This is a genomic window from Hymenobacter canadensis (assembly GCF_027359925.1).
GTDB classification, from domain to species: domain Bacteria; phylum Bacteroidota; class Bacteroidia; order Cytophagales; family Hymenobacteraceae; genus Hymenobacter; species Hymenobacter canadensis.
The window spans coordinates 4,204,879-4,230,312 of record NZ_CP114767.1; the positions used below are offsets into that span (position 1 = coordinate 4,204,879).

A 25,434-nucleotide genomic window follows, 5' to 3' on the forward strand; every position below is an offset into this window, starting at 1 on the left:
CTATTGAGGAAAGTATGGTGACCAGGTTAGCCGGTAACTCAAGTACGCAGATCCGCCATTCAGCGGCGCATTCCCAGCAGCGCCTACTAATCCGTAACTTCTATATAGGCCTCATACGGCAGCTGAAAGTGCGCGAGCATGCTCTCTGTAAGCAGAAAGCCCATAGGGTCATCATCAAACACTCCGGGGGCCAGCTGCGAGCGGTGCGCGGCAATGGCCCGCGCTTTCTGCGCCAGCACCGGTTCGATGTTCAGGCGCCAGCCAGCGGCTTCGTTGGTATGAGGCAGATCGGCCGGGGTGGCGCGCTCCCAGGCCCACACGAGGTACTCGATGAGCCGGGGCGGCTGCTCTAGTTCGGCCAGCGCCACCCGCACCAGCAGGCTGGTGGCCCGGTGGTCGGGGTGCGGGTCGCGGCGCCAGGGGGCCAGTACGGTGGCTGGCCGCGTGCGCCGGAAAAAGGCTGTCAGCCGCTTCACGGCAGCGGCGCCGGCCGGGGTGTCGGGCGTGGGTACGGCACCGTCGGGCAAACCCAGCGGCAGCAGCATCTGCGGACCTACGCCCAGCTCTGCCAATGCGGCCTGCAGTTCCTGCTCCCGAATGGCCTGGCGGCGCTCAGCCGGAAACCGTTGGGAGTTGGGGTGCGACATCGTGCCGTCGCTGACCAGCACGCACCACACGGGCAGACCGGCCCTGGCCAGCAGGGCCAGCAGGCCGCCGCAGCCCAGGCTTTCGTCGTCGGGGTGGGGCGCTATGACGGCCGTGGGCCCCAGCGAAGCCGCGTAGGCGGCCGGCCGTAAGGGCAGGGCGTGAAAATCAAGGGCCGTAGCATCAGACATTCCAAATGTGATAAGCGGGTTCCGGCCGGCTCAAAACGAAGCGGCCGGCATCGGCCTGGGCCGCGTCGGGGGCGGGCTGGCGCAGGTAGTGGGTCAGGTCGCGGTGCAGGCGCTCGAAGGGCTCGGGCTGCAGCAGGCCGCGGGCGCCCACGCAACGTTCGGCCTGCTGCAGCACGCGCAGGCAGATTTCCTCAATGGCCGTCCGCATCATGTTGACATAGGCCACCGTGGCCTCGTGGTCGGTTTCGGCCGCGGGCCGTGTGGCGTGGTCGGCGGCCCCGCGCAGCCACAAGTTACCGGATTCTATCAGCATGCTCATCTCGCCGAGGCGCTGGCGCTGGTACGGGTCATCGGTGCGGCCCAGGCGCTGCAGAAAGCGCCGCGTTTCATCAAACACGGCCTCCGCCCCGCCCAACTGCACCGCCGCAAACCGAATAGCCCCGCCGCTGAAGGCCGGCTGCTGATAATAGTTGCCGGGCACGCCCAGCAGATCCTGCGGCCCGATTTCCAGGCCTGTAAAGTCGGCCCGGAAGCTGGCTGAGGCGCGCATGCCCAGGGGCCGCCAGAAGCTGGCATCCAGGGCAGGTGAGTGAGTGTCGGCGGGGAGAATCAGCATCTGCCAGCCACCACCGGGCAAAGCTGCCGTCAGCAATGGCCGGGTAACGTGGCCGGCGCCGGACGCAAAGGTTTTGCTGCCCTGCAGCCTGTAGCGGCCATCGGGCAGGGGCTCCAGCTTCACCCCATCATGCGCCTCGGTATTCCAGACCCCAAACAGGTGGCCGGCGGCGGCATCGGCGGCCCAGCCGGCTACCTGCGTGGGCTGGCCAAAATGCTGCAGCAATTGCAGGGCATTCACGTGGCCCTCATACACGCGCCCCACCGCCAAGTTGCCCCGCCCGATGTGGCGCAGCACGCGCAGCAGTGGCAGGGTCTGGGCGGAGTCGGCGAGGCCACTACCCCCCAAACTGGCTGGCAGCGGCGCCAGCAGCAAGCCGGCCTCGCGCAGCCAGCTGAACTCCTGCTCAGGAAAGCCGCCTAACTGGTCGGATTCGGCAGCCTGGGCCAGCAGACGGGGCGCCAGCGCGGCGGCGGCGGCTTCGGGAGCAAGCGGGTCTTTTATAGGTTGGGCAGTAATAGGCATGGCCACGCGAAAAACAACATGCTTGCGTATACTCTGATACGATGGCCGATGTTAGCTCCAGATCCTTGAAGGGAAGCAGGGACCGAAGCTGCAGCAAATTACTGCGGCAGGAAAGGGGAAGTTAAAATTCAAGCCCTAATCGCACCATGCTGTTCTTGAAGTACAGCGGGCCTGGGGAGATGCTGCTTATCTCACGGCCAAATCCGTAGCAGGCCTCCAGAATGAAGGCCTGCTTGCCTACGTGAGGCCTAATACCAGCTGAAACCTGACCGCCGGCAACGAAACTAATCTTATCGTCAAGCCCCAATAAGTCTACTTGCTTGATAAGCTCCGTTGGCAAGATAGCAGGAAAAGTAGGTGGTGGAGTAAGAAAATAAGTGTCTTCATACCAGATTTTATTTCCAAAGCTAAAGCCCACGACTGGTCCGGCGCTTACATATGGCTGAAGGCTGGTTTTGCCAAGCGTATAGTGGACAACTAGTGGGAAAAGCAGCGTTTTAACATCTATGTGCCGTTGTAACAAGAACTGCTCGCCAGAATTGGCGTAAAACGACGAAACGGTGTACTTCTCCTTTCCGGTACCGTTGCGCTCTGTGTATTGCGCTTCTATGCCGAAGGCCAAGGGGCCTTGGTTTCGTAGATAAAGGCTCATGCCTGCTATCCATCCTCCACTTTGGTCCATTGCGCTAGCCTGAAGCGTGCGGGATTTTGGGTAGTACAGGTGAGAAGACACGTAGCCGCCTTGCAAAGCGAAATGTGTATGGTACTCTTCTTCAGGAGTCGATTCCCTGCGCAGGTCCTTGGTGGTGGGCTGCGGTGTGCAACTGCTGTAGCTCAGCACCAGTTGGGTCAGAGAATTCTCTTCCAGACGGGTGCGCGGTATCTGGGCCACAGCGGCCGGGCAGCTGCTAAACAGTGTCTGGAGTACAATCCGGAAGTTTACCGCTTCCAGATTTACTAGCCCGCTTGTAGGCATGGCTATTAGGAAGCGGGTGCTGCCTTCAAAATCCAGCCGGTACAGGTTTGCCGCGCCAGTAGTGAGCTGCTGCAAATACACGCTGGTAGCAGCAGTATCGCGGACAGGCAATTGCGCATAGGCCTTGCGGGGCAACACAAGCTTGCGCACCAGAAAACGCCGCCGGTCATCGAGGCCGAAAGCCCGAATTTGGGTGGGCAGATATTCTGTCACCTCTGTGCTGCCAGCGGGCCTGAACCGGATGCCGTTCTCGGAAATTACGCGGGAGCTTTGGATAGTGCCGCGCAACGTGTCGCCTCGCTCATTCACAACATAGCCCGGAATAAAAGACTTCCGCTGTGCCTGTATCGCTGTATTAAATAGTAGAAAACAGATTGTTAGAAGAGTAAAAAAACGCATACGGTAATAGTAAGAAAGGAGGAAAATCGAACGAAGGTAAGAGCAAGCTATACGCCTGCCAAATCGTTTTAGCCTATTGGGCATGGGGTGATTCTCCAACCACAAACAGCGGCCTGATCAGGCTGGATTTATTGGGCGCGCTTTGCGCTGGCAATCCGGCCGCCTGCGGATAGCAGCCCGATTCTGTACGCTCAGCAAAATCAGCTCTTTGGGGGAGCGCCAACCGCCGTAATAATTCGGTAACACCGCTGCTTTCGCTGGCGGCCCTACCTTCGCGGCGCGTATCACCCCTTCACCAACCTCTTGCTACCATGTCGCAGCCCATTCGCTCCGCCCTCGTTTCTGTATATTATAAAGACCGCCTCGAACCGTTGGTGGCGCTGCTCAAGCAGCACGGCGTCACGATCTACTCCACCGGCGGCACCCAGCAGTTCATCGAGGAGCAGGGCGCCGAGGTAACGGCCGTGGAAAGCCTGACGGGCTTTCCGGCCGTGTTTGGCGGCCGCGTGAAAACGCTGCATCCGAAGGTGTTCGGCGGCATTCTCCAGCGCCGCCACGAGGCCGGCGACCAGCAGGAAGCCAGCCAGCACCAGATTCCGCCCATCGACCTGGTGATTGTCGACCTCTACCCGTTCGAGGAAACCGTGGCCTCCGGCGCGGCCGAGGCCGACGTCATCGAGAAGATTGACATCGGCGGCATCTCGCTGCTGCGGGCTGCCGCCAAAAACTTCCGCGACGTGCTGGTGGTGAGCTCCCGCGACCAGTACGCGGCCGTGACCGAGTTGCTGACCCAGAAGAATTGCGCCACCGACCTCGACGACCGCCGCCACTACGCTGCCGCCGCCTTCGAGGCCACCTCGCACTACGACACCCAGATCTTCCGGTACATGGCCCAGGGCACGGAGCTGAGCACCGCCGCCCTGAAGGTGAGCGAGAAGCCCGCCACCGCCCTGCGCTACGGCGAAAACCCCCACCAGGCCGGCACCTTCTACGGCGACCTGAACGCCCTCTTCGACCAGCTCCACGGCAAGCAGCTCAGCTACAACAACCTCGTGGACGTGGACGCCGCCGTGCTGCTCATGCAGGAGTTCGACGCCCAGGGCCCGGCAGCCTGCGCCATCCTCAAGCACACCAACGCCTGCGGCATCGCCCAGGCCGATACGGTACACACAGCCTACCTTAACGCCCTCAGCTGCGACCCGGTGTCGGCTTTCGGGGGTGTCATCATCGTGAACAAGCCCGTGGATGCCGCCACGGCCGAGGAACTGAGCAAGCTGTTCTTTGAAGTGCTGATTGCGCCGGAGTTCGAGGCCGACGCGCTGCCCATCCTGCAAAGCAAGAAAAACCGCATTCTCCTGCGTCAGAAGCCGGTGCAGTTTCCGGCTCAGCAAGTGAAAACCCTGCTCAACGGCATGATAGCGCAGGACTTCGACCGCCAGGTGGAAGGCGCCGCCGAGTTCCGCACAGTAACCGAGTCGGCGCCGACGGCCGACGAAGTGGCGGCGCTGGAATTCGCCCTCAAAGTGTGCAAGCACACCAAGAGCAACACCATCGTGCTGGCGCGGGCCGGCCAGCTGCTGGCGTCCGGCGTGGGCCAGACCTCGCGCGTAGATGCTCTACGCCAGGCCATCGAGAAGGCCCGCAGCTTCGGCTTCGATCTGCAGGGAGCCGTCATGGCCTCCGACGCCTTCTTCCCCTTCCCTGACTGCGTGGAAATTGCCGGCGAGGCGGGTATCCGCGCCGTGGTGCAGCCCGGCGGCTCCATCAAAGACCAGGACAGCATTAGCGCCTGCAACCGCCTGGGCATGGCCATGGTGCTCACCGGCGTGCGGCACTTCAAGCACTAACCGTCCCGGCCAGTGCGCGCCGTCTGGTAGCACTTGTTAGGGTAGGTAAAAGTCCCGACGCGGCCTAGGCTGCGCCGGGACTTTTTGTGCCTGGGTGGCAGCTGGCTACGGCCATGAAGCAGGGAAATGCCTGTGGCTTGCCGGCCCATGCAATGGGCGCAGGCCTGCCGACGTTGGGGACGCCAACCACTCAGGCCAGGTATTCCCGGCATGGGACGGATCGGGGGGCTTGTTGTTTCAGTTTGATAACACCAACTGCGGGGCTTCCCCGAAACTTGCTTACTTTTGCCCCCACTTTTTGTGCGGGTGCAAACGCCCCGTACTCATTCACTTGCCGCCGTTAACCAATGGGTTTCTTTAATTTCCTCACCAGCGATATTGCCATCGACCTGGGAACGGCCAATACGCTCATCATCCACAACGACAAAATCGTGGTGGACGAGCCGAGCATCATCGCCAAAGACCGCACGACCAATAAAGTAATTGCCGTGGGCCGGCAAGCGCAGCAGATGCACGAAAAGACCCACGATAATATCAAGACTATCCGCCCGCTCAAGGATGGCGTTATTGCCGACTTCCACGCCGCCGAGGAGATGATCAAAGGCATGATCAAGATGATTGACACGCGCAACCGGCTGTTTCAGCCGTCGCACCGCATGGTCATCTGCATTCCGTCGGGCATTACGGAGGTGGAAAAGCGCGCGGTGCGTGACTCCGCCGAGCACGCCGGCGCCAAGGAAGTCTGGATGATTCAGGAGCCCATGGCCGCCGCCATCGGCATCGGCATCGACGTGGAGCAGCCCGTGGGGTCGATGATCATCGACATCGGGGGTGGCACCACCGAAATTGCGGTAATTGCCCTGTCGGGTATCGTCTGTGACCAGTCCATCAAAACGGCCGGCGACGTCTTCAACCAGGATATTCTCGACTACATGCGCCGCCAGCACAACCTGCTGATCGGGGAGCGTTCGGCTGAGCGGATCAAGATTGAAGTAGGCGCGGCCCTCACCGAGTTGGACGTGACCCCGCCCGACTTTGAGGTGCGCGGCCGCGACCTGATGACCGGCATTCCGAAGGTTATCAAAGTGACGTCGTCGGAAATTGCCATTGCTCTCGATAAGTCGGTGGCCAAGATTGAGGAAGCGGTGCTAAAGGCGCTGGAGATTTCGCCGCCTGAGCTGTCGGCTGATATCTACGAAAACGGCATTCACCTGACCGGCGGCGGTGCCCTACTGCGTGGCCTCGACAAGCGCCTGGCCGCCAAAACCAAGTTGCCGATTCACATTGCCGAGGACCCGCTGCGTGCCGTCGTGCGCGGCACCGGCGCGGCCATCAAAAATATCCAGGCTTTCCGCAGCGTGCTGCTAACCTAATGGCTAAATGGCTGAATGGTTAAATGGTTGGTCGTCCCGGATACCTCTCTGGAACGACCAACCATTTAACCATTCAGCCATTTAATACCTCACTTCATGCGTAATCTGTTCGCCTTTCTGTTTCGCTACCGGGGGATGCTCGTGTTTGCGTTGCTGGAGGTGGCCAGTTTTTATCTGCTGATTCGCAACAGTACCTACCAGCGGGCGGCGTTTTTCAACTCGGCCAATTCCTACGTGGGGCAGGTGCTCGACGTGCGGACGCAGATCTACGATTACTTCCGGCTGGTGGGCATCAACCAAGGGCTGGTGCAGGAAAACGCCGCGCTACGCCAGCAGCTGTACCTGGCCGACGTGAGCCGCCGCGAGGCGCGCCGCTTGCCCGTGCAGCAGGACAGCGCCTCGCAGGCCCGCCTGGCCGGCCTCGCCTACCCCGACTCGCTGCTGCTGGGGCTGCGCCCGCTGCCCACCCGCAACCCCGACTACCCGCTGATTCCGGCCCGGGTGCTCAACAACACCCTCCGTCGCGTGGACAACTACCTCACCCTGAACGTGGGCACCCGGCAGGGTTTGCGGCCAGGTATGGGTGTGCTGGCCGCGTCCGGCATTGTGGGCCGGGTGAAAGTGGTGAGCGAGAACTACGCCACCGTCACGTCGGTGCTGCACTCCAAAACCTTTATTTCGGCCAAGATCCTGCGCGACAATACGTTCGGCAGTATCCGCTGGCTTGGCGACGACCCCACGCACGCGCTGCTCGACAACATCCCGCGCCAGAACAAGCTGTTGCGCGGCGACACCATCGTGACGTCGGGCTACAACGCGGTGTTCCCGGAAGGCGTGCTGGTGGGCACCATCGACGGGTTTGTGAAGGAGCCCGACAAGAACTTCTGGACGGTGCGGGTGCGGCTGGCCGTCAATTTCGCCAACTTAACCTACGTGTACGTGGTGAACCCAAGGCCTAAGGCCGAGCGTGATACGCTGGAACTGAAAGCAGGCATGAAGCCGGAAGGGGAGGAGCGGCCATGAAGGGAGTAGGGGCGCTGTTGATTCAGGTGCTGCGGTTTGGGTTCTACCTGGCCGTGCACATGCTGCTGGTCAGCAAGCTGGCACTGTTCGATCTGGGCTGGTGTTTTTTCTATCTGGGTTTCCTGCTGTTTCTGCCCATCGGTACGCCTATTGTGCTGCAGCTGGTGCTGGGCTTCAGCACGGGCCTGCTCATGGATATGTTTTATGACACTGGTGGCGTGCACGCGGCCTCGGCGGTGCTGCTGTGCTACCTGCGCCCCTGGGTGCTGCGCCTGCTCACCCCGCGCGACGGCTACGAGGCCCAGGACACCGTGAACGTGCATCAGATGGGCGGGCAGTGGTTTCTGGTGTATATGGGCCTGCTGGTGGGCCTGCACCACGTCACCTTTTTTCTGCTGGAGCTGGGCAGCTTCCGCTCGTTCGGCCTCACGCTGGCCAAGATGGTGGTCAGCACCCTGTTTACGGGTATTACGCTGCTCATTATTCAGCTGATTTTCTTCCCGACCAAGCGGCGCGGGCGGTAGAGGTGGCGCACTATTCCGCCCCATAAGTGTGTTACCTTTGTGAATCCGGCTCGTAGGCCGTAAGTGCTTTTCTCTCAGAATACACCGTTTTGCAATACCTCGAAGGGCGCCGGTTTGTGGTGCTGGCTATTTTTCTGGCCGTAGCCCTCACATTTGGAGGCCGGCTTTTTTACATTCAGGTACTCGACGGCAGCTACAAGCTGGCCGCCGACCGCAACACGCTGCAGCGCATCGTGCAGGTACCTTATCGTGGTCTGATCTATGACCGCAAAGGGCAGCTGCTGGTGCAGAACATGCCCGTCTACGACCTGATGGTGGTACCGCGCGAAGTCAAGCAGCTTGATACGGCCCGCTTCGCGCAGCTGCTGCAGCTGCCGCTGGAAGAGGTGCGCCTGGGTTTGCAGACGGCCCGCGCCTACTCCCGCGTGAAGGCCTCGCCGCTGGTGCAAAACCTGAGCACGCCCGAGCTGGCCGCCATTCAGGACAACCTCATCGACTTTCCGGGCTTCAGCATCAAGGCCCGCATGGCGCGCTCCTACCGCACCGAAAACATGGCCCACGCCTTGGGCTACGTGGGCGCCATCACGCCGGCGTTTCTGGAAAAGGAAAAGTACGCCAAGTACTTGCCCGGCGACTTTCTGGGCATTTCGGGGCTGGAGTCGTTTTATGAGCCGCAGATGATGGGGCGGCGCGGCGTGCAGTACCGCATGGTGAACGTGCGCGGCATCGAGAAAGGCTCGTTCCGCGACGGCGAGTACGATACGCTGTCGGTGGCCGGGCAGGACCTGCACACCAGCATTGACATCGAGCTGCAGAAATACGGCGAGATGCTGATGCAGAATAAGCGCGGGTCCATCGTGGCCCTCGACCCCAAAACCGGCGAAATTCTGGCCATGGTGTCGGCGCCGGGGTTTGAGCCGTCGGTGTTGACGGGCAAGGGGATGGGCAACCGCTACATGGAGCTGCTGCAGGACACGGCCAAGCCGCTGTTCAACCGCCCGCTGATGGCTACCTACCCGCCGGGCTCGGTGTTCAAGCTGGTGAACGAGCTGGTGGCGCTGCAAATGGGCGTCGTGACGCCCCAGACGCCGTTTGATTGCAACTGGAAGCTGGTGCGCTGTACCCACCGCCACGAGTATCCGCACAACGTCAGCATTGCCATCAAGAACAGCTGCAACCCCTATTTCTACCAGGTGATGCGCTCGGCCGTGCTGCGCGGGCGCTCCACCAACCGCTTCGAGGATGCCCGCTTGGGCTACAGCGAGTGGCGCCGGCAGGTGATGACCTTCGGGCTGGGCGACAAGCTGGGCGTAGACATTTCGCAGGAAAAGAAAGGCCTCATCCCGACTTCCGACTTCTACGACAAAGCCTACGGCTTTCACCGCTGGAACTTCCGCACTATCTATTCGCTGGCCATCGGGCAGGGCGAAATGGGCGTGACGGGCCTGCAGATGGCCAATATGCTGGCCATCATTGCCAACCGCGGCTACTTCTACACCCCGCACTTTGTGAAAGGCATTGGCACGGGCGGCCCGCTGCCGCAGTACCGGCAGCGGCACGTCACGGCCGTTGATCCGCAGTACTTTGAAACCATTGTGCCGGGGATGCAGCAGGTGGTAGACGGGCGCGGCGGCACCGGCAACAATGCCTCCTTGCTGGACGTGGGCATTTCGGTGGCCGGCAAAACGGGTACCGTGCAGAACCGCCACGGCGCCGACCACGCCACCTTCGCCGCCTTCGCGCCCGCCGAAGACCCCAAGATTGCCATTGCCGTCTTCATCGAAAACGCCGGCTTCGGCGGCTCCTCCGCTGCGCCCATGGCCGCCCTGATGATGGAAAAATACCTGCGCGGCGACGTCGCTCCGTGGCGCAAGCGCTGGGAAACCTGGCTACAGCGCCCCGCCGAAAGCTTTATTCGAAAACGCTAAGTCAATTAAAAAGAACGTCATGCTGAGCTTGCCGAAGCATCTCTACCGCTTCGTTGTAACGAATGAGTTACTAACGGTAGAGATGCTTCGACAAGCTCAGCATGACAGCCGCCCTCTGAATTCATCATGTCCGCTTCTCCCGCCAGATATTCGCGCAGCATTGATTGGGTTACCGTCGGGATTTATGCCTTGATGGTGCTGCTGGGCTGGGTGAGCGTGTACGCCGCCAGCTATTCGCCCGACGCGCCCACCAACGGCAGCCTGTTCGGCAACCTCAGCTTTCAGGAGCTGATGGCCTTCAACTGGTTCAAGCAGATCTTGTGGATTGGCGCGTCTGTAATCCTCATCGTGGTCTTGGTCGTCATTGATTATAAAGCCTACGACACGTTTGCCTTCGTGCTCTACGGCGGCATGATTCTGCTGCTGATCATCACGCCATTCGTTGCGCGGCCTATCGCCGGCTCCCGGTCGTGGCTGGAGCTGGGGCCGATGCGGCTGCAGCCGGCCGAGTTTGCCAAGTTCGTGACGGCGCTGGCCGTGTCGAGGTACATGGCCGGCATCAACCTGCGCCAGCAGAATTTCCGCGACCAGGCTGTACTGGCGGGTCTCACGCTGCTGCCGCCGCTGCTGATTATGGCGGCTAACGAAACCGGGCAGGCGCTGGTGTTTGCCGCCTTCCTGCTGGCCTACTTCCGCGAGGGTATGTCGCCGCTGATTCTGGTGATTCTGGCCGCCGCCGCCGTCATCCTGATTCTGGCGCTGTTGGTGCCCAAGCTGTGGCTGGTAGTCGCCTTCACCCTGATTCTGGGCGCGGTGCTGGCCTTAAACAGCAAGGTGCTGCGCCACCACCTGCCGGTGTCGCTGGGCGTGTGGGCGGTGGTGATTGGGATGGTGTTCGGGGTGGACTTCTTCTTCAACAACGTGCTGCAGCCCCACCAGCGCAAACGCATTGAGGTGCTCATCAACCCCTCCGCCGACCCGCTGGGCGTGGGCTGGAACGTGACGCAAAGCAAGATTGCCATCGGTTCGGGCGGCTTCACCGGCAAAGGCTTCCTGCAGGGCACCCAGACCAAGTTCGATTTCGTGCCCGAGCAAAGCACCGACTTTATTTTCTGCACCGTAGGCGAGGAGTGGGGCTGGCTCGGGACCACCGTGGTGATTGTGCTGTTTATGGCGCTGCTGGGGCGGGTGCTGTACGTGGCGGAGCGCCAGAAATCGGTATTCGGGCGCACCTACGGCTACTGCGTGGCCAGCATTTTCTTCTTCCACTTCGCCATTAACATCGGCATGACCATCGGGCTGGCGCCGGTGGTGGGCATCCCGCTGCCGCTGTTCAGCTACGGCGGCTCCTCGCTGTGGTCGTTCACCATTCTGCTCTTCATCCTGCTGGGCATTGATGCCTACCGCAAGCAGGATCTGGAGCGGTATTAAGGGAGTTTCGGGTTGACGTTCAACGGCCGCAACTTTGCGCGCAGCTTTTGCTGCGCGCAAAGTTGCGGCCGTTGTCTGTAACACCAAGCTCCCGCTTGGTGCGTGGTTGAACGATGTAGCTGCTACTGGTCGTGAACAACGCGGGATTCAGCAACGAGGTACCAAGCGGGAGCTTGGTGTTACTTTCGCCACCAAAACCTCCGCATGCAGCCCCGTCAATCAGCCCTCAGCCAGCAAGCCCCGGCACCCCAGGAGTGGGCGGTGGTGCTGTTGCTCACGGGGCTGGCGCTGCTATTGCCCACCCGCAACTCCACGCCCGACGCCTGGTACTACGCCGCCTGCGTGCGCCACGGCCACGAGCTGCTGCTGCCGCACCATTTGCTCTACAACGTGGTAGGCTGGCTCTGGGCGCAGCTGCTGCCGGCCACCTTTGATACGCTGGCGGCTCTGAAAGTTCTGAACGCGCTGGCGTTTGGGGGCAGTCTGCTGGTGCTGCGGAGCCTGCTGCGGAGCCTGCTGCGGCGCGTGGGCGGGGCGGGGGCACCGGTGGCGGGCTGGCTGCTGCTGGCAGGCAGCTCGTTCGGAATGCTGCGCTTTGCCACCGAAAACGAAACTTACGTGCTGCCGCTGCTGCTCTCATTGCTGGCCAGCCGCAGCTGGTGGCGCGCCGCGGCCGGCGAAACCGGTCGGCGCGGCTGGCTTTCGGCCGGGGCGTGGGCGGCCGGGGCGGCGCTGCTGCACCAGATTCATGCGTTCTGGTGGCTGGGGCTGCTGGTGGGGCTACTGTGGGCACGTCCGGCAGGGCGTTGGGTGGCGGCCGTGTGGTACGGACTGCCGGCGCTGCTGGTGCCGGTGGCGTATGCGGCGGCGCTGCCGTCGTGGCAGCTGCCGTTCACGTTGCAGGCTTTCTGGGAGTTTGTGTTCTATGAGCTCTACCACGGCCATGCCGGCGCCGCGCCTTCGGGCCGGACGCTGCTGCTGATGGGCGTGAGCGTGGTGCGCACCTTCGGGCAGCTGCACGGCAGCACGCTGGCGCTGCTGCAGCGCTGGCCATTGCTGGCGGGCGTTGCCCTGCTCTGTGTGGGGCTGATGCTGATGGCCGGCTGGCGAATTTGGCGCAGCTACCGAACCAGGTTAGCTGCCCGCCGCTTGCAATATGCTGTTGCGGAACATGAGCTAGCAGCGCCAGTTGGCACCGACGCTGTGCTGCCTGAGTTATTCCGCACGTTCCACCGCACGCACCTGCTGATTTTGCTGCTGCATCTGGCCTGTGCGCTCTGGGCAGCCGGCAACGCCGAGTTTCTGGTGATGCTGCCCGCCCTGCTGGCATTGCTGCTGGTGCGGCAGCCATGGCCCGGCCAGGCGTTAGTACTGGCGGGAGTGGCGCTGCTGCTTTGGAACCTGACGTTTGGTTTGCTGCCGGCGTTCCTGCTGCGCTTCACCAACACGACCCCGCTGCTAACCCGGATCGAGCAGGAACCCACGGCCTTCTGGCTGCTATCCGACCCCAACCTGCTGCTCAACCAGCTGCACTACCGCACCGGCCGGCCGGTGGGGCCGCCCACCATTCTGTCGGCCCCGGCGCTGCTGGTGCAGCGGCCCGGCCAGTCGGCGGCCGGGCTGCGGGCGTGGCTGCGGCGCTGCCAGGCTGCCGGCCAGCCTGTGTACACCGATGCCCTGTATGGCCCGCGCCTCCTCGATCGGGCCCGCCTCACCCAGGGCGATGACGCCACCCAGCGCCAGCTGCTGCGGGGTTTCCGGCTCGTGCGCGTCGATTCGATGGTTACGGCGTTTGGGTGGGTGTATCTGACGCGGGTGCAGTAGCATAGGCTTTAGCCTGTGCTCTTCTGGCGCCATCGGCCAGCAATCCAGCAGGAATTTCGGCCTTACATCGTTTCACTGCCAGCCTTGTCGGAAGGCGGCGTGCCATTGCGCAGCCACGGCTTGTGCGTGAGCACCACGGCAAAGGCCACCCCAAAAACCGGCGCGCCCAGGTAGCCCATCCGGCCCAGGTCGCCGGAGAGAAACATGTGCGCCAGCACTACCGCCACCAGCCCGGCCGCTGGCCAGCCCAACTGGGCCAGCCAGTGCCGCCGCCCGCGCCAGCCCGCCAGCAACATCAGCCAGAAGAAGCCGAAGATGCTGAACAACTCGCCGGCGCCTTTCACCGAAAGCAGGCGGCGAAGCGAGTATACGAGGTTGTGCACGTGGTCCAGGGCGTTGCTCACGCTTTCCGCGGGCGGCGCCCCAATGCGGGCATCAATCCAGTAGCGCACTGCCAGGGCTATGGCACCGCCCAGCGCCAGCGCGGCCAGCTGCCGGGGCCAACTCAGCGCCGGCCGGCCGAACACCAGCAGCCACGGCACCAGAAACACAAACGACTCCTTGGCCAGCGGCCCCAGCAGCAGCACCGCCACCATTGCCCCCGCCGACTGCGCCCGGGGCGCATAAAAAGCCAGCGCGAATACTAGCATATACAGGCTATCCACGAGTGGGAGGCCGGCAATGTACACGGCCCAACGGCTGCACAGCACCGCCACCACGGCCAGCGCGGCGGCGGTCGGAGTAGCCTCGTAAAGCCGGCAGGTTTCAAAGACGACTACGCCCACCGCGGCCAGCAGCGCCATGTTCACCAAGTAGAAGGCCAGCCGCAGCGGCCAGTCGGAGGTGGCGCGCTGGGGCCACACGCGGGCGTAGGCCTGCTCCAGCGGCCACGCCACAGCGGCCGCCACGGCTGGCACCAGCACCCGGTAGCGCCGCGTGACGCTCACGCCCTCAAACTGCCCCCGCGCCATGCTCAGGTAGCTGCGCGTGTCCAGGGAGTGCGAGAAGTCGTAGTGCACGTACATCGTGTACGCGGGCCCGGCCAGCACCCCTAGCGCCAGCAGATACACCAGCATCAGCCGCCGCCAGCGTAGGAGAAGAGGGGAGAAGTCGGGCATAAAACGGAAAGGTTAGCGGGGTAAAAAGAACGTCATTCCGAGCGGAGCGAGGAATCTCGCCAGTGTGGTAGCATTACTACACTGGCGAGATTCCTCGCTCCGCTCGGAATGACGTTCCTAAATCATGGTCTGAAATGGCCCTACGCGAACTTGCGGTCAATCAGCTTGAGGAGCTTGCTGACGTGCTCGTCTTTGCGGGTCCAGTCGTGGGTGCTGGCCAGGTCCTGGGTGACGTAGCGCTTGGCGCTGTCGGCGTCGGGCAAGGTGTCGAGGTGCTGGATGGCGGCGTGGTATTCCATGTTTTCGCCGCTGAACAGCTCATTGATGAAGCTGAAGCGCTGATTGATGGAAATGGCCTCGCGCAGCGTTTCCACCTTCGGGGCCTGGTCGGCGAAGGTGGAGGCAGGGCGTTCCGGCCGCAGCGTTTCGCTGAGCGAAGTGGCCGCCGGCTGACCGGCTTTCAGCTTCTCGTAGAGCGGCACGGCGGCCGGCTCGGTGCTGGCCGTAGTTGCGGTGCTGAACGGGAGAGGTGCCATTGTCGGCGCGGCCGGGCTGGCCGTGGGAGCCGGCGCCGCAACCGGTAGGGGAGTGGGCGCTGCCACTGGCGCCGCAGCCACGGGCGCGGGTGTCGGCGCCGCAGCCACGGGCGCCGCCGGGGCAGCGGCAGGAGCCGGAACTGCCGGCGGAGCTGCTACCGGCGCGGCGGCTGGTACGGCCGCCGGCTTGCCGCGCAGCTCGTCCTCGGTGAGGGGCAGCAGCTCGTTGAACTCCGCCACCAGCTTCTCCAGCGGCTGATGATGCTTGTAGTTGGCTTCCTGGTAGAGCGCAAACCGCTTGAGCAGCGTTTCCCGGTCGTGGGGCGTGCCGGCGGGCAGCGACTCCAGAAAATCCTGGTAAAACAGCTTGTCTACGTCGAGGTAGCGCAGCGCGTCGCGCAGCTGCTCGGGGGTAGCGGCGGGCTGGGTGCCCAGCAGCTTCTGCTCGAAAGTATCGGCCGGATTCAGCAGCACGGACAGCGTATCCGTAACGGCGCGGGCCAGCAGCGGCTCGAAGGTGGGCCGCGCCAGCTTGATACGCCTGGACAGCGTGTTCATGAACTGGGTGAGGGCTTGGCGCACGTCGTCGGCCTCGAAATCGAAGTAGGGGCTGCGCAGGCGGGCCATTTCCTGGGTCCACTGGGCCAGCAGCTGCTGCACCACAAACAGGTTTATCTGCCGGATGGGCGTGAAGCGCAACACCGCCGGCCCGTCGAGGGTGGCCGTGGGGCGGGCGCCGAAGTGCTGGTCGCAGAGCTGAGCCGCCAGGCGGCGGCCGTATTGTTCGCGAAAGGTCGCGCTATCTTTGTCGTTCATCGAAAACACCTGATTCAGGCCAGAAAGTTAAGGAAAATGCCTACGCTCACCGTGCAAAACATGCCTGCGGCTTCGGCCGTGCCCGTGCCCACCGGCACCACGCTGCTCGCGGCCCTGCAAGCCGCCGGCCACGACTGGATGCACGCCTGCGGCGCCAAGGGCCGCTGCACCACCTGCCGCCTGCTCGTCACGAGCGGCCTCGAGGCCCTAACGCCGCCCACCGCCGCCGAGTTGCGCTACCGGGCCGCCGGCCGCCTGCTCGAAACTGAGCGCCTCACCTGCCAGGCGCAGCTGCCGGAAGGCCATATAACGGGCCGGGTGCCGGCTGCATTGCAGCTGCCACACGTGCAATACTCCGCAGACTAGCGGAACGCCTGATTACCTGTTGGATACAGAAAGCAGTATGAAAGTCTGCCGGCAAAGCGTGGTGGCTTCCGGCGCTAAAGTCGTAATTTGGGCTGTCGAACTGGGCGGCTTTGCTGCCCGTCGGCGTTTGCCCAGCTGCCTGTCGCAGGTCCTCCGTCACCCCGTTACTTTCTACGAAGTTGTTTATTGAACCCCGCGTCGGCAATGGCCGTGACGCCGCCCGCCGCGGCTGGATTGAAGTGGTGTGCGGCTCCATGTTCTCGGGCAAAACCGAAGAGCTGATCCGGCGGCTGAACCGGGCCAAGATTGCCCGCCAGCACGTCGAAATCTTCAAGCCCGCTCTCGATACCCGCTACCACCAGGAAAACGTGGTGTCGCACAACGCCACCAGCATCCGCTCCACGCCGGTGCCTGTGGCCCAGGAAATCCTGCTGCTGGCCGGCGGCTGTGACGTAGTGGGCATCGACGAAGCCCAGTTCTTCGACGACAGCCTCATCGACGTGTGCGTGCAGCTGGCCAACCGTGGCTCCCGCGTGATTGTGGCCGGCCTCGACATGGACTTTCTGGGCAAGCCTTTCGGCCCCATGCCCGCCCTGATGGCCGTGGCCGAGTACGTGACCAAGGTGCACGCCGTGTGCGTGTGCTGCGGCGAAATTGCGTCGTACTCGTTCCGCATGGCGGCTTCCGAAGACAAGATTCTGCTTGGCGAAACCGATGTCTACGAGGCCCGCTGCCGGCCCTGTTTTCTGGACGGCATGCAGGACAAGGCGCAGCACGAAACCAGCGCTTCGCACAAGCACTAATTGCGCGCGGCGGGCGTTATGCAGCCGGTCATTTCCTTACTCCGCTATTCTTGAGCCCATGATTCGTTTGCTACGCACGCTAGGTTTCGGTACGATGCTATTTGCCGGGCTGCTGGCCGCGCCGGCCGCCGGGCAGGCCCAGAGCGTAGGCTACGGCGACTGGCAGCTGCACCTGCCCACCAGCAGCTCGCGGGTGCTGGCCGACACCGGCCCGCGCATCTACGTGGCCGCCGAAAACGCCTTCTACTACTTCGATAAGGAAACCAGCACCACCGCTCTGCTTTCGCGCCGCGACGGACTCAACGGCGTGGGCGTGCAAACCCTGGCCTACGACTCGGTGAGCCAGCAGCTGCTGGTGGCCTACCGCGACGCCAACCTCGACCTGCTCAGCCCCGACGGTGGCCGGGTGCGCAACGTCAGCGACATCCAGCGCAAGCAGCTGTCAGGCGCCAAAACCGTCAACCACATTCACTTCAACGGCCCCCGGGCCTACTTGGCCTGCGACTTCGGCCTGCTGGTGCTGGACATGAACCGGCTGGAAGTGCGCGACACCTACGCCAACATCGGGCCGCTGGGCGTGGCCGTGAAGGTGTACGCCAGCACCACCGTGGGCGGCTTCGTGTTTGCGGCCACCGATAAGGGCCTACTGCGCGCCAGCCTGAGCGCCAATCTCGCCGACTTCCGCTCCTGGAACCTCGACGTGCCCGCGCCCGACGGCACGTTCCGCACGCTGGTCACGCACAACGGGCAGGTGCTGGCCGGCCGCAACTTCGGGGGGCTGCTGCGCTACCGCTCCGGCACCACCTGGGAGCCGGTGGCCACCGTCTACGCCGACCAGTACCGCAGCCTCACCTCGTCGCGGGCCGGTTTGCTTATCACTGATGGCCGCCAAGTGTCGCTGATGAATACGGCCACCAATGCCCTCACGGTGCTGCGCAATGCGGCCGTGCCGGCTCCCATAAATGCCCTGCGCAGCCGCGACGGCGCCATTTACGTGGCCGACGAGCAGCGCGGCCTGCTCCGCACTACCGACCGCACTACCTTCGAGCAGTTTATGCCGAATGCGCCGCAGAGCAAGGAGGCCTTCGGGCTGCTGGCCGATGCGCGCCAGAATACCGTAGACGTGTTTTCGGGCGGCTTCAATACGGCTTCCTATGTGCAGAGCGAGCAGTTTCAGGGCTTCTACGAGTTCAAAGAAGGCCGCTGGACCAACATTACCAAGGAAGCCTACCCCAACCGCGCCGACTACCCCAACCTTAAGGACCTGACCCGCGGTGCCCGTACGCCCGACGGTACGCTCTACATCGGGAGCTACGGCGACGGGCTGCTGCGCTGGAAAGGCCCCGGCGACTTCAAGCAGTACACGCCCGCCAACAGCCCGCTGGTTAATGATATTCCCGGCGCGCCCTACACCCGCGTCACCGACGTGGCCGTGTCGGCCGAGGGCAACGTGTGGGTGGCCTCGCGCCACACGCTGCAGCGCGGCCGCTCTGGTTTGCATGTGCTGAACCCTGCCACCGATACCTGGCGCTCCGCACCGTTCTATCCCGGCTTCGACAATCTCGATCGGCTGGTATTGGATGATTTCGGGGCGGTGTGGGTGACGCAGGCCCGCAAGGACGGCACCGGCCTGATGGCCTACGACGACGTGAACAAAGGCGTGCCCGTGTATTTCACGCAGGGCAACGGCCTGCCGTCCAACATCGTGTTTGCGCTGGCCAAGGACCGCCGCGGCGCCATCTGGGCCACCACCGACAAAGGCGTGGCCCTCATCGACGACCCCAGTTCGGCGTTTTCCACCCCCAATCCGGTCTTCACCACGCCGTTCCTGAACGGTTTCCCGACCCTGATTGAGGAAGTGGTGCGCTCCATTGCCATCGACGGAGCCAACCGCAAGTGGTTCGGTACCGACCGCGGCCTGTGGCTGTTCGACGAAAACGCCACCAAGATGCTGCTGCACTTCACCACCGAAAACAGCCCGCTGCCCAGCAATCAGATAACGGATGTGGCTGTGAACGACAAAACCGGCGAGGTCTTCGTGGCGACGCCGGGCGGCGTGGTGTCGTACCGCGGCTCGGCTACCATCACGGAAGGCGCGCCCAAGGACTGCGCCAGGGTGTCGCCGAATCCGGTGCGCACCAACTTCACGGGCGAAGTGGGCGTGTCGGGGCTGGCCAACAACGGCATCGTCAAAATCACGGACGTGACGGGCAAGCTCGTCTACCAGACCACCGCCACCGGCGGTACCGTCATCTGGAACCTGGCCGACTACAACGGCCGCAAGGTGCAGTCGGGCGTGTACCTGGTGCTGTCGTCGGATGCCGACGGCAAGAACGGCTGCGTGAGCAAGATTGCCGTAGTGGAGCAGTAGGACAAGTAAAAATTGAGAAGGCCGTCATGCAGAGCGGAGCGAAGCATCTCGCCAGGGTGGTAGAATTACTACGCTGGCGAGATGCTTCGCTCCGCTCTGCATGACGGTTAATACGTACATCATCAACCCATCTGGCCATGCTCATCAAAACCCGCGGCATCGTTCTGAGCTACATCAAGTACCGCGAAACCAGCATTATTGCGCGGGTATATACCGAGCGGCTGGGGGTGCAGAGCTACGTGGTGAACGGGGTGCGCAAAGCCAAGCCGCCCGGCCGGATTGCGCTGTTTCAGCCGCTCACGCAGCTGGAACTGGTGGCCTACACCTCGCGCACTGGCGGCCTCACGCGCCTCTCCGAGTTCCGCTGCGCCGAGCCCTACCGCAACTTGCCCTACGACGTGCAGAAGAGCAGCGTGGCGCTGGTGCTTTCCGAAATCCTGAGCCACACGGTGAAGGAAGAAGAGGAAAACGAGCCGCTGTTCCAGTTTCTGCACGACAGCCTGCTGGCCTTCGATCAGCAGGAGAGCGGCACCGAGAACTTCACGCTCACGTTTCTGCTGCAGCTGGCCCATTACTTGGGCTTCGGGGCCGAGCGGGGCGAGGAAATCACGACGCAGGTAGCCTTCGCGGCGACCTTGCACACCAACCAGAGCGGCGGCCCTGCCGTGCTGCGCCTGCAGGAATTCGACCATTATTTTGACGAGCTGCTACGTGACCCCGCGCACGCCGCCGTTCCCAACGGCCGTATCCGCCGCGAGCTGCTGGCCGTGCTTATCCGCTACTATCAGCTCCACGTCGAGCACCTGGGCGAGGTTCGCTCCCTGGCCATTCTGTCGGAAGTGCTGGCGGAGTGAGGTTGTTGGAATACCTGTCATCCTGAGCTTGCAAAGGACCTTGTGACGTCAGAACGGAAACGTTCGGTAGTAAACCAGACGTGATAAGCTCCTTCGCAAGCTCAGGATGACAGATATTCATTACTTCTTATCCACCAGCTCCACGTCGAAGCGCAGGATGGAGTGGGGTGGGATGTCGGGGCCGGCGCCGCGGGAGCCGTAGGCCTGGGCTGAGGGGATGAGCAGGATGGCTTTGCTGCCTTTGGGCAGCAGCGGAATAGCTTGGTCCCAGCCCGGAATCACCTGGCCTACGCCAATCGGAAACTCGATGGGCTGGCCGCCGTTCTTCTCCGACGAGTCGAAGACCTTGCCGCTGAGCAGGGCGCCTTTGTAGAGCACCGACACGGTCTGGCCTTTCAGGGGTTTAGCGCCGGTGCCGGGCTTGGTGATGACGTAGTGCGTGCCGCCAGGCGTTTTCAGCAGCACCAGCTTGTTGCGTGCGGCGTAGGCCTGGATGGCGGCAATGTCCTTGGTGAGGCGCTGGCTGGCTTCGGCGGCTTCCTTTTTCTTGGCTTCTTCGGCCAGTCGGATCTGCTCGGCGCGGGCTTGTTCGGCCGTCAGAACCTTGTTGGCCTTCACCAGCAGCACCAGCACGTTGCCGCCGGCGCGCACGGGCGGCGGAACCGGCTGCCGGAACGACTTGCGAAACACCGAATCGGCCTGAAACCGGAATGTGGCCGAGTCGCCGGGCTGCAGCAGGGCAACGGCCTCCTCGATTCCGCCCTTGATTTTCACCTCGGGCAGCGGCAGCAGCAGGGCCGTGCGCAGCTGCTTTCGAGAGCTGAACAGCACCGAATCTTTGCCGGTCCGGTACTGCATGTGCGCCGACAGCACCTTGCCGATGCGGCGGGCGTAGGCCGTGTCGCCGGCCGCCACCACGTCGGTGCGGAGCGTGTAGCGGCCGTTTTGCAGGCGGTAGATGCGGTATTCGATGCCTGAAGGCGTGCGCCCGAACGGTGCAGGCGTGCCTTGCTGGGGCGTGGCCGCCACCAGGCCCGGCAGTAGGAGCAGCAAACAATAAATCAAACGAACCATAGTCACGAGGAAAGAGAAGAAATGTGGCACGGACTTCAGTCCGTAGCCCGGCAGTACTGCGGCACTGGTTCGGGCTACGGACTGAAGTTCGTGCTGCAGCACTATCTGGCCGGCAGCAGCTCAATATCGAACCGCAAGTCGGTATCGGGCGGAATCAGGTAGCGGGAATCGTCGTCGGGATGGCGGACGCCCTGGGAGCCGTAGGCGAGGCGGGCCGGAATCCAGGCCCGCACGCGGCTGCCGGGCGGCAGCAGACCCAGCAGCTCGTCCCAGCCCCGGATAACCTCGCCGCGCCCCACGCGCAGGCGCAAGGGCTTGGCGGGAGCCAGCGTGCTGTCGAATATCCGGCCATCGGGCAGAAAGCCTTGGTAGTACACGGCTACGCGGGTGGAGGGCGCGCCGCTGCCGGGCTGCAGCACTACGTAGCGCACGCCGCCGGTAGTGGCGAGGCTGTTGGCGGGCGGGGTGGCAAGGCTGGAAAGCGAATCGGCGGTAGCCGGGCCCGTCTGGGCCCACGCTACCGCCGAAAACAGCCAGCAACTCAGCAGCAGAATGCTTCGAATTGGGCGCATATCAAAAGGAAATACTACCGAACTTCCAGCACCTCCATGTCGAAGAGCAGCGGCTCATCACCGGGAATGGTGCCGCGGCCCGTCTGGCCATAGGCTAAGTACGAAGGAATCAACATCAGCTTCCGGTCGCCTTTGCGCATTTTCAGCAGGCCCTGGTCCCAGCCCTTGATTACCTGGCCGGCGCCTACCGTCACGCTGAAGCAGCCGCAGGGTACGCGCTGATCGGTGGAGTTGTCGAAAACAGTCGTCTCGTTGGTTTCGCGCAGGAAGCGGCCGATGTACTTGATGTCTACCTGCTTGCCGTTGGTAATAAGGGCATTGGTGACCGGGCCGTCACTCAGCTTTACCAGATACAGACCGTTGTTGTCGGCGTCGCTGAGGCGGGTGTACTGGTTCACGCCGTCGCCGGCCGTGATGCCTTTGCGCGTCAGGTACGCCTGAATCACGGCATCATCCTTCACCTTGAACTCGTTCTGGCGGTCTTCCTGCTCCTGGGCGAAATCCGTACTGTCGCAGCCCGAAAGGGCTGGGGCGGCTACGGCCAGCAACAGGGCTGCCACGCGCACCAGCACCGAGTTTTTGAATCCGAGTTTCATATGCGTACGCAACTAAAAAAGGGTAAAAAGCCGCGGCCGAAGCCAGCCGCGGCCGGAAACTTTACTTCACGTCCACCAACTCCACGTCGAAGCGAAGGGGCGCGTCGGCGGGGATGTCGGCACCGGCGCCGCGCTGGCCATAGGCCAACGACGACGGAATCAGCAGCGTGGCTTTGCTGCCTTTGGCCAGCAGCGGAATAGCTTTGTCCCAGCCCGGAATCACCTGGCCTACGCCAATCGGGAAGTCAATCGGCTTGTTGCCCATTTTCTCCGACGAGTCGAACACTTTGCCATCCAGCAGCGAGCCTTTGTAGAGCACCGAAACCGTCTGGCCGGCTTTCGGCTTGGGGCCGGTGCCGGGCTTGGTTACCATGTAGTACACGCCCGAAGCGTCTTTCTGCATGGTGAGGTTGTTTTTCTTCACGTATTCCTGCAGAATCGCGTCGTCCTTCTTCAACTGCTCTTCTGCGTGGGCAGCCATTTTCTGCTGCTGCTCCATCATCATTTTCTGCTGGTCGGCCTGGGCTTCATCTTTAGTCTGCAGCTTCTGGGCCTTCACGAACATGGTCATGTAGACTGGCTCCGTGCTAGCCTTGCCGTCTTTGCCCGGCATCGGCTTCATGAACACCGGCACCGGCTGGCGGAAGCTCTTGGCGAAGATGGTGTCCACGTTGAAGCGGAACACGCCTGAGTCGCCGGGCTGCAGCAACGACAGCGCCTCTTCCAGGCCGCCTTTCACTTTCAGCTCCTGCAGCTCAATGCGCATCGGAATGCCCTGCTGCTTGCGCGAGTTGAACAGCACCGAGTCCTTGTACGAACGATATTCTACGTCCAGGGCCAGGATTTTGCCCAGGCGGTCCTTGTAGGTAGCGTCGCCATCGGGGCCGATTTCGCGGGCCGAATATTTCGTGCCGCCGTCGTTTTTGAAGAGCTTGTACTCGATGCCCGTTTTGGTCTTGGCAAAGTCGCCGCCGCCTTTGTTGCAGGAAGCCAGGCCCAGGATGCCGGCCGCCAGGGCCAGGCTCAGAATGTTGCGATGCAATTGCATGAAGCAGAGAAGGGGTGAAGAGGAAATTTCAGGCAAGTTACGCGGAAGGCGGCGCAACTGCCAGCGGGGCCGTCACCAGTCGGTTTTGGTATTGAGGCAATAACCCGAGGAAACGTTGCACGGTGGGCTCCAGTCGCTCGTAACTGATGCCGCCAGCGGCGTTGTGGTGGCCGCCGCCCTGGAAATGGTCGCGCGAGAAGCTGCTCACCGAGAAGTCGCCCACGGAGCGGAATGAAATCTTGATGGCCTGCCCGCGGTCAATCATCACCGCCGCAAACACGATGCCCTCGATGCTGAGCGCAAAGTTGACGAGGCCCTCGGTGTCGCCGGTTTTGGAGTCGTACTCCTTGAGCTCGGCCTGGGTGATGGCAATGTAGGCCGTGTTGTACTCGCGCAGCACTGTGAGCTTGTCCTTCAGCACGAAGCCCAGGAAGCGCAACCGCTGCTCGGAGTGCGAGTCGTAGATGCGGCGGTGCACGTCGGAGAGGTTGATGCCGGCGTTGAGCAGTTCGGCAATGATCAGGTGCACGTTGCGCGAGGTGCTGGGGTGCCGGAACGAGCCCGTATCGGTCATGATGCCCGCGTACAGGCACTCGCCGATGCCCTTGTCGATCAGGTCCTGGTCGCCCAAGTCGCGGATCACCTCAAACACCAGCTCGGCCGTGGCGGCGGCGCTGGAGTTGGAGTAGTCGAGGTCGGCAAAGGCCTCGGGCTCCTGGTGGTGGTCGATGAGCACCTTGGTGCCGGGGGCGTGGCGGATGTACTCGCCCATCTCGTTGATGCGGCCCAGGCAGGAAAAGTCCAGGCAGAACAGCACCTCGGCGGCGTTGATGATGTCGCGCACCTGGGCATCGTTTTCGCGGCGCTCATACACCACTACTTCCTCGTTGCCGGGCATCCAGGCCAGGAAGTTGGGGTAGTCGGAAGGCGTCACAACCGTCACGGAATGACCTTTTTTACGCAGGTAGCCCGCCAGCCCCAGCGACGAGCCCAGGGCATCGGCGTCGGGCTTGTGGTGGGTGGTGATGAAGACCTGCCGGGGCTGCGACAGCAACTCCTTTAACTCAGATATTGTGGACATTGCCTACGGGGTAGGTGACTGAATTTCGGTGGTTTAGGCCGCGTACAAAGGCGGCAAAAGTCGGAAATAATCCGGGTTCCAACAACACGCCCCCGGGTTTAGTGCGCCGAAGGTCGGAGGAAATAAGCGCAACTGCCGCAATCGGTGGGTGGCGCGCCGGCCAAATAGCGCGGCTGCGTCCGGCACGGTGGTTTTTGGGCGGGTTGAAGAAGGCCGGAAATGCCGCGCCCGGCGCCCCGATTATTTTTCGGGGCCGAGCACATTTCGGCGCCGGCCACATTATTGCGGGCAAATCCCGCTACTTTTGTGGCCGCAAACGCTTTGGCGCTTTGCTGAACGCAATTTTCTTCACCCCTAACGATAAAGACCCAATGGCTACGAACCGCACGTTCACCATGATTAAGCCCGATGCCACCCAGGACAACCACATCGGTGGCATCCTGAGCATGATTGAGGAAGGCGGCTTCCGCATCGTGGCACTGAAAAAAGTGCTGCTGACGGCTGAGCGCGCCGGCAAATTCTACGAAGTTCACAACGAGCGCCCCTTCTACAACGACCTGGTGTCGTACATGTCGTCGGGCCCCATCGTGGCTGCTATCCTGGAGAAGGACAACGCCGTGGCTGACTTCCGCACCCTGATTGGCGCTACCAACCCGGCCCAAGCCGCCGAAGGTACCATCCGGAAGAAGTACGCCAAGAGCATCGAAGCCAACGCCGTACACGGTTCCGACTCCGACGAAAACGCCCAGATCGAAGGCGACTTTTACTTCGCAGCCGACGAGCAGTTCTAAGGATCACGGATTAGCACGGATTTAAGCGGATTTCACGGATTTTGTGAACAGCGTTTCGTGCTAATGCCGAAAATCAACAAAAAACCCGCCCTGCATTGCGCAGGGC

22 protein-coding genes are annotated in these 25,434 nt (G+C 62.7%); 12 read left to right on the plus strand and 10 right to left on the minus strand.

Translation table 11 applies throughout. The features are described from left to right. Positions 1-86 precede the first annotated feature (86 nt). From O3303_RS17920 to O3303_RS17930, 3 genes are all read right to left on the minus strand, one after another. Positions 87-836, minus strand: a complete 750-nt coding sequence (locus O3303_RS17920; protein ID WP_269559736.1) for a PIG-L deacetylase family protein — start codon at positions 834-836, stop codon at positions 87-89. Then, positions 829-1,977 carry an acyl-CoA dehydrogenase family protein gene (locus O3303_RS17925; protein WP_269559737.1) on the minus strand — a complete coding sequence of 383 codons (1,149 nt, stop codon included), beginning with the start codon at positions 1,975-1,977 and terminating at the stop codon, positions 829-831. Before O3303_RS17925 ends, O3303_RS17920 begins: the two co-directional genes overlap by 8 nt. A gap of 121 nt (positions 1,978-2,098) precedes the next feature. Continuing rightward, positions 2,099-3,352, minus strand: a complete 1,254-nt coding sequence (locus O3303_RS17930) for an outer membrane beta-barrel protein (RefSeq protein ID WP_269559738.1) — start codon at positions 3,350-3,352, stop codon at positions 2,099-2,101. A 311-nt stretch (positions 3,353-3,663) separates the two neighbouring features. Here O3303_RS17930 and purH point away from each other — a divergent pair, with 311 nt between their 5' ends. The 7 genes from purH (at position 3,664) to O3303_RS17965 (ending at position 13,302) form a co-directional block, all read left to right on the plus strand. Further along, a complete protein-coding gene (purH, locus tag O3303_RS17935) occupies positions 3,664-5,199 on the plus strand; it encodes a bifunctional phosphoribosylaminoimidazolecarboxamide formyltransferase/IMP cyclohydrolase (protein ID WP_269559739.1) in 1,536 nt (511 codons plus the stop codon). Positions 5,200-5,546: 347 nt separating this feature from the next. Further along, entirely contained in the window at positions 5,547-6,572 is a 1,026-nt protein-coding gene (locus O3303_RS17940; RefSeq protein WP_269559740.1) for a rod shape-determining protein, read from the plus strand. A gap of 96 nt (positions 6,573-6,668) precedes the next feature. Beyond that, a complete protein-coding gene (mreC, locus tag O3303_RS17945) occupies positions 6,669-7,595 on the plus strand; it encodes a rod shape-determining protein MreC (protein ID WP_269559741.1) in 927 nt (308 codons plus the stop codon). Next, positions 7,592-8,119, plus strand: coding sequence for a hypothetical protein (locus tag O3303_RS17950; protein ID WP_269559742.1), 528 nt, complete (start codon positions 7,592-7,594; stop codon positions 8,117-8,119). Before mreC ends, O3303_RS17950 begins: the two co-directional genes overlap by 4 nt. Before the next feature lie 89 nt (positions 8,120-8,208). Beyond that, positions 8,209-10,047 (plus strand): penicillin-binding protein 2, encoded by a 1,839-nt coding sequence (gene mrdA / locus O3303_RS17955; RefSeq protein ID WP_269559743.1) that lies wholly within the window; start codon positions 8,209-8,211, stop codon positions 10,045-10,047. A gap of 126 nt (positions 10,048-10,173) precedes the next feature. Further along, positions 10,174-11,478, plus strand: a complete 1,305-nt coding sequence (gene rodA, locus O3303_RS17960) for a rod shape-determining protein RodA (RefSeq protein WP_269559744.1) — start codon at positions 10,174-10,176, stop codon at positions 11,476-11,478. Between the two features lie 204 nt (positions 11,479-11,682). Next, the gene (locus O3303_RS17965; protein WP_269559745.1) at positions 11,683-13,302 is read left to right on the plus strand and encodes a hypothetical protein; all 1,620 of its coding nucleotides are present in this window, start codon (positions 11,683-11,685) and stop codon (positions 13,300-13,302) included. A gap of 62 nt (positions 13,303-13,364) precedes the next feature. Here O3303_RS17965 and O3303_RS17970 read toward each other — a convergent pair whose 3' ends face one another. Together O3303_RS17970 and O3303_RS17975 are read right to left on the minus strand one after the other, a co-directional pair. After that, the gene (locus tag O3303_RS17970; protein ID WP_269559746.1) at positions 13,365-14,420 is read right to left on the minus strand and encodes a hypothetical protein; all 1,056 of its coding nucleotides are present in this window, start codon (positions 14,418-14,420) and stop codon (positions 13,365-13,367) included. Positions 14,421-14,560: 140 nt separating this feature from the next. Continuing rightward, entirely contained in the window at positions 14,561-15,772 is a 1,212-nt protein-coding gene (locus tag O3303_RS17975; RefSeq protein ID WP_269559747.1) for a DUF8457 domain-containing protein, read from the minus strand. 36 nt (positions 15,773-15,808) lie between these two features. On the opposite strand from O3303_RS17975, the gene O3303_RS17980 reads away from it, so the two are divergent. The 4 genes from O3303_RS17980 to recO all read left to right on the plus strand — a co-directional run bounded on the left by O3303_RS17980 (position 15,809) and on the right by recO (position 20,166). Next, entirely contained in the window at positions 15,809-16,138 is a 330-nt protein-coding gene (locus O3303_RS17980; RefSeq protein ID WP_269559748.1) for a 2Fe-2S iron-sulfur cluster-binding protein, read from the plus strand. Positions 16,139-16,317: 179 nt separating this feature from the next. Continuing rightward, complete coding sequence (locus O3303_RS17985; RefSeq protein WP_269559749.1) at positions 16,318-16,941, plus strand: thymidine kinase; 624 nt, start codon at positions 16,318-16,320, stop codon at positions 16,939-16,941. Positions 16,942-16,999: 58 nt separating this feature from the next. Continuing rightward, positions 17,000-19,312 carry a type IX secretion system anionic LPS delivery protein PorZ gene (gene porZ / locus O3303_RS17990; RefSeq protein WP_269559750.1) on the plus strand — a complete coding sequence of 771 codons (2,313 nt, stop codon included), beginning with the start codon at positions 17,000-17,002 and terminating at the stop codon, positions 19,310-19,312. 137 nt (positions 19,313-19,449) lie between these two features. Next, entirely contained in the window at positions 19,450-20,166 is a 717-nt protein-coding gene (gene recO, locus O3303_RS17995) for a DNA repair protein RecO (protein WP_269559751.1), read from the plus strand. Between the two features lie 120 nt (positions 20,167-20,286). Here recO and O3303_RS18000 read toward each other — a convergent pair whose 3' ends face one another. From O3303_RS18000 to O3303_RS18020, 5 genes are all read right to left on the minus strand, one after another. Then, positions 20,287-21,240 carry an FKBP-type peptidyl-prolyl cis-trans isomerase gene (locus O3303_RS18000; protein ID WP_269559752.1) on the minus strand — a complete coding sequence of 318 codons (954 nt, stop codon included), beginning with the start codon at positions 21,238-21,240 and terminating at the stop codon, positions 20,287-20,289. A 101-nt stretch (positions 21,241-21,341) separates the two neighbouring features. Next, a complete protein-coding gene (locus tag O3303_RS18005) occupies positions 21,342-21,812 on the minus strand; it encodes an FKBP-type peptidyl-prolyl cis-trans isomerase (protein WP_269559753.1) in 471 nt (156 codons plus the stop codon). 14 nt (positions 21,813-21,826) lie between these two features. After that, positions 21,827-22,408: an FKBP-type peptidyl-prolyl cis-trans isomerase gene (locus O3303_RS18010; protein ID WP_269559754.1), complete on the minus strand. Its 582-nt coding sequence runs from the start codon at positions 22,406-22,408 to the stop codon at positions 21,827-21,829. 61 nt (positions 22,409-22,469) lie between these two features. After that, positions 22,470-23,456: an FKBP-type peptidyl-prolyl cis-trans isomerase gene (locus O3303_RS18015; protein WP_269559755.1), complete on the minus strand. Its 987-nt coding sequence runs from the start codon at positions 23,454-23,456 to the stop codon at positions 22,470-22,472. A 37-nt stretch (positions 23,457-23,493) separates the two neighbouring features. Continuing rightward, positions 23,494-24,537 (minus strand): DHH family phosphoesterase, encoded by a 1,044-nt coding sequence (locus O3303_RS18020; protein ID WP_269559756.1) that lies wholly within the window; start codon positions 24,535-24,537, stop codon positions 23,494-23,496. A gap of 371 nt (positions 24,538-24,908) precedes the next feature. On the opposite strand from O3303_RS18020, the gene O3303_RS18025 reads away from it, so the two are divergent. Then, positions 24,909-25,328, plus strand: a complete 420-nt coding sequence (locus O3303_RS18025; RefSeq protein ID WP_269559757.1) for a nucleoside-diphosphate kinase — start codon at positions 24,909-24,911, stop codon at positions 25,326-25,328. The last annotated feature ends 106 nt before the right edge of the window (positions 25,329-25,434 follow it).

Coding starts and splice junctions, on each gene's coding strand:
- O3303_RS17920 (WP_269559736.1), bottom strand. CDS start 836: ATGTCTGATGCTACGGCCCTTGATTTTCACGCCCTGCCCTTACGGCCG.
- O3303_RS17925 (WP_269559737.1), bottom strand. CDS start 1,977: ATGCCTATTACTGCCCAACCTATAAAAGACCCGCTTGCTCCCGAAGCC.
- O3303_RS17930 (WP_269559738.1), bottom strand. CDS start 3,352: ATGCGTTTTTTTACTCTTCTAACAATCTGTTTTCTACTATTTAATACA.
- purH (WP_269559739.1), top strand. CDS start 3,664: ATGTCGCAGCCCATTCGCTCCGCCCTCGTTTCTGTATATTATAAAGAC.
- O3303_RS17940 (WP_269559740.1), top strand. CDS start 5,547: ATGGGTTTCTTTAATTTCCTCACCAGCGATATTGCCATCGACCTGGGA.
- mreC (WP_269559741.1), top strand. CDS start 6,669: ATGCGTAATCTGTTCGCCTTTCTGTTTCGCTACCGGGGGATGCTCGTG.
- O3303_RS17950 (WP_269559742.1), top strand. CDS start 7,592: ATGAAGGGAGTAGGGGCGCTGTTGATTCAGGTGCTGCGGTTTGGGTTC.
- rodA (WP_269559744.1), top strand. CDS start 10,174: ATGTCCGCTTCTCCCGCCAGATATTCGCGCAGCATTGATTGGGTTACC.
- O3303_RS17965 (WP_269559745.1), top strand. CDS start 11,683: ATGCAGCCCCGTCAATCAGCCCTCAGCCAGCAAGCCCCGGCACCCCAG.
- O3303_RS17970 (WP_269559746.1), bottom strand. CDS start 14,420: ATGCCCGACTTCTCCCCTCTTCTCCTACGCTGGCGGCGGCTGATGCTG.
- O3303_RS17975 (WP_269559747.1), bottom strand. CDS start 15,772: ATGAACGACAAAGATAGCGCGACCTTTCGCGAACAATACGGCCGCCGC.
- O3303_RS17980 (WP_269559748.1), top strand. CDS start 15,809: ATGCCTACGCTCACCGTGCAAAACATGCCTGCGGCTTCGGCCGTGCCC.
- porZ (WP_269559750.1), top strand. CDS start 17,000: ATGATTCGTTTGCTACGCACGCTAGGTTTCGGTACGATGCTATTTGCC.
- recO (WP_269559751.1), top strand. CDS start 19,450: ATGCTCATCAAAACCCGCGGCATCGTTCTGAGCTACATCAAGTACCGC.
- O3303_RS18000 (WP_269559752.1), bottom strand. CDS start 21,240: ATGGTTCGTTTGATTTATTGTTTGCTGCTCCTACTGCCGGGCCTGGTG.
- O3303_RS18005 (WP_269559753.1), bottom strand. CDS start 21,812: ATGCGCCCAATTCGAAGCATTCTGCTGCTGAGTTGCTGGCTGTTTTCG.
- O3303_RS18010 (WP_269559754.1), bottom strand. CDS start 22,408: ATGAAACTCGGATTCAAAAACTCGGTGCTGGTGCGCGTGGCAGCCCTG.
- O3303_RS18015 (WP_269559755.1), bottom strand. CDS start 23,456: ATGCAATTGCATCGCAACATTCTGAGCCTGGCCCTGGCGGCCGGCATC.
- O3303_RS18020 (WP_269559756.1), bottom strand. CDS start 24,537: ATGTCCACAATATCTGAGTTAAAGGAGTTGCTGTCGCAGCCCCGGCAG.
- O3303_RS18025 (WP_269559757.1), top strand. CDS start 24,909: ATGGCTACGAACCGCACGTTCACCATGATTAAGCCCGATGCCACCCAG.